General features: G+C 37.5%; 5 protein-coding genes. All 5 read left to right on the plus strand.

From position 1 onward, the window contains the following. The coding region (locus JMX98_RS13615; protein ID WP_201587352.1) for a tetratricopeptide repeat protein at positions 1 to 269 on the plus strand (269 nt) is incomplete at its 5' end. Positions 270 to 516: 247 nt separating this feature from the next. Continuing rightward, complete coding sequence (locus tag JMX98_RS13620) at positions 517 to 933, plus strand: hypothetical protein (protein WP_201587353.1); 417 nt, start codon at positions 517 to 519, stop codon at positions 931 to 933. Between the two features lie 4 nt (positions 934 to 937). Next, positions 938 to 1,351 (plus strand): hypothetical protein, encoded by a 414-nt coding sequence (locus JMX98_RS13625; protein WP_201587354.1) that lies wholly within the window; start codon positions 938 to 940, stop codon positions 1,349 to 1,351. A gap of 156 nt (positions 1,352 to 1,507) precedes the next feature. Then, positions 1,508 to 1,825 (plus strand): hypothetical protein, encoded by a 318-nt coding sequence (locus tag JMX98_RS13630; RefSeq protein ID WP_201587355.1) that lies wholly within the window; start codon positions 1,508 to 1,510, stop codon positions 1,823 to 1,825. Between the two features lie 203 nt (positions 1,826 to 2,028). Continuing rightward, the gene (locus tag JMX98_RS13635) at positions 2,029 to 2,724 is read left to right on the plus strand and encodes a hypothetical protein (protein WP_201587356.1); all 696 of its coding nucleotides are present in this window, start codon (positions 2,029 to 2,031) and stop codon (positions 2,722 to 2,724) included. Positions 2,725 to 2,971: the final 247 nt, after the last annotated feature.

Consider the following 2,971-nt stretch of genomic DNA (forward strand, 5'->3'; position numbering starts at 1 on the left):
CTGCGCAAAACAACCTAGCTGCATTATATTATACAGGTGATGGGGTTGTACAAAGTTACGATAATGCTTTCAAATGGTATAGCAAATCTACCGCTCAAGGAGACTTAGAAGCACAAACCAATCTTGGTGGTCTATACCATTTTGGGCACGGGGTTGAAAAAGATCTCGATAAAGCGCTTGAGTTATATCGAGACGCTGCTACTAAAGGTCATCAACGAGCTAAAGACATTATTCAGGTATTGATCCAAGAAGGCATCATCAATCATTAACACTACGACACTCAATTCAGTATGAAGCTATCAACTTATAGCTATCAATCAATCTCACAATAGTCTCAGCTCATCATCTTCGTTCCATCAACAAAAGCCGCTCGCTCAATGTTGACAAAACCAACACCGAATTTGTCAAACTGGGTAAATCTGTCACTGTCGGCTTAGGGTATGCCACCCAAGTAGGCACCATCATGAACACCGCTGTCGGCATCATGAAGACTGAACAAAAGTCGAATCTGAAACTTTGGCTAGGCAAAAAGAAGAAGATAAAAGTTTTTTTAATAAAGCAAAAGATTTTTTAGGTTTCGATGACGATGCTCAAGCTGATAATGCTATCAATACTGCTCGTAATGCTGCTGTAACTGGAGCAAAACTGCCAGGTACTGGTACTATGGCAGCAGGTGATACGTTATTAGGTGGAGGGCCAGCTCTTTATAGTGGTCTTGATGCAACAAATATAAAATTTTTGATGCAAGATTACGATGAGTACGTTGATCGTGGGAATATAGGTTCTTCTAAAGCATTTAATAATAAACAAAGATATTCTGCCATTCGAGAACATATTGATTGGGAAGCAGTAAAACAAAAAAGTGGCGGGGATAGAGCTAAAGCAGAGCAGCTATTAAGAAAAGCATACTGGGATAAAAATACAGGTAGATAATAAAATGCGAATAAACATAAAAAGCATAGCGACAATCTTAGCAACTACATTACTACTGACTGGCTGTAGTCAAACGGTCAGTTTGCTTGACTATACTACTCAGGAAGATCTCAATAGCAAAGGATTAACGCCTGAAATCATTGAACAATTAGATGAATCTAACAACTGGAATGTTGGATATAAATATTACAATGGTAACTATCAAAAACATACCATAGATAAATTTGAAGTATTATCCAATCCTAGTAATCCTGATGAAATATACATTATCAAAGACGGTAACTTTTTACTTAAAGTAAATGATGAGCATATTCGCATATACGATAAAGGCACTAAGTTGCCCAACCCATTAGACGCTGTAGTTGACTGGAATGGGCAACTTCTCATGTATCGTCAGTTTAAAACAAAACTGTCATAAGTTCCAAAGCGCTACTGGGATGAATTTTTCGCAGCCTCTGTGTATACAGCACGCAAGAAAAATTTATACCAGTAGCGCTATAACATTTTTAAATTGAATCTACTATACTACAATGAAAAGCAAGCGTTTTATGATCAAAACTTAGACGGTGTCGAGATGATATCAGAGAAAATACCGCACAAAGGTGAAGATTATTTTCTTAACTATACTGAGGTTATTGTTGAAGTACCGAATGACTCAATTACTGAAGTGATTATTCCTGATAAACAGTGTTACGCTTTGGCAGGTGATCTAGCCTGCTGTATGGATGAACAAGGTGATTATAAGCCGTATAGGCATCAATTTTTGCGGGGTTGGGAAAAGCACACGTCTAATTCTTCTACATTAATAAGTGAATTTTGCAACCCAGATACAGCTGAACAGACAAGGAAGACCATGCTAGATCATATAAAAGATCCTTCAAGTAGTGAATAGATTTTTTTAAATTTAACTGTAAACAATGGCTGCGAAGAGTACGTCAAAATAATGTATCTCCTGTTTATAATCGATCACGCCATAGAATTAATAAAGAGTTTGTAAGCAAACATAAAGGTGCTGGTTGGACTGAACCTGGTAAAGATGGGCGATCGCCTCAAAATGATATTTGGGGCAAATAAAGAAATAATAAAGGTTGTAGTATGAAAAAATTAATAGTATTACTCGTCTTAAGCCTAACCGCTTGCTCTAATAGTATGAACAGTGACACCATATCTTTACTTGACTATACAACGCCAAGCGAATTATCTGAATTAGGATATACGCCTGATAAAGTTGATGAGACAAATGAAACTATGGAAGCCTATTTTGGTTACAACCGCTACGACGGTTACTTGAAACATAAAATTAACAATTTTGAAATTCTTTCTAACCCAAACAACCCAGATGAGATATATATCGTTAAAGATGGTGATTTTATAGCTGGTATGAGGGAGTCAAATTCAATAATGTTGTATAAGGAAGGAACTAAGTTTCCAAATCCAGCAAATACCTTTATTTACTTTGATCGCGCTAAACCTTTAGCTGTTATAGCAGATGATAAGCAAATGTACTTTGATGCTAATTTAGATGGCGTAGATGCGGTCTACGAAAAATACTGGCACAAAGGAATAGACCAGTATCTAAATTACGTTGATTTATTTGGCGCGCTACCTAGATATGAAATACTTACAGAAGCTAATATACCCAATCAGCAGTGCGAGAAAGTAGCTGGTCCCTTTGCGTGTTGCTTAAAAGAGGATCAAACGTATCAGCCCTATCATTTTACGTATGAAAGAGGTTGGGAGATATCTTCTGACAATGAAATAGCACAAAAGAAGTGTAATGCAGGGGAATAAAGTTACTTCACGGCTATTTATCGTTCATATTTATGAATTTTATTGAGACTGCTAAACATCTTCTAAATTAATTTACATTTGATCGTCATCGGCCGACTCTACAACAGCGCCAACCCGCCCCCATGGGGCTACCCGCAGGCGGCCAAGAAATCTGGTATCAAGTCTAAAAGCTTTAACTCGCCCCTTGAGAACTACAATGAGCTCATGTTCAATGATGATGCCGGCTTTGAGCTGGTGAACTTGCAGG

This window comes from Psychrobacter sp. HII-4 (assembly GCF_904846595.1).
GTDB classification, from domain to species: Bacteria; Pseudomonadota; Gammaproteobacteria; order Pseudomonadales; family Moraxellaceae; genus Psychrobacter; species Psychrobacter celer.

Excerpts from the sequence above, each read along its gene's own strand:
- JMX98_RS13635 (WP_201587356.1), top strand. The coding sequence starts at position 2,029 with ATGAAAAAATTAATAGTATTACTCGTCTTAAGCCTAACCGCTTGCTCT.
- JMX98_RS13630 (WP_201587355.1), top strand. The coding sequence starts at position 1,508 with ATGATATCAGAGAAAATACCGCACAAAGGTGAAGATTATTTTCTTAAC.
- JMX98_RS13625 (WP_201587354.1), top strand. The coding sequence starts at position 938 with ATGCGAATAAACATAAAAAGCATAGCGACAATCTTAGCAACTACATTA.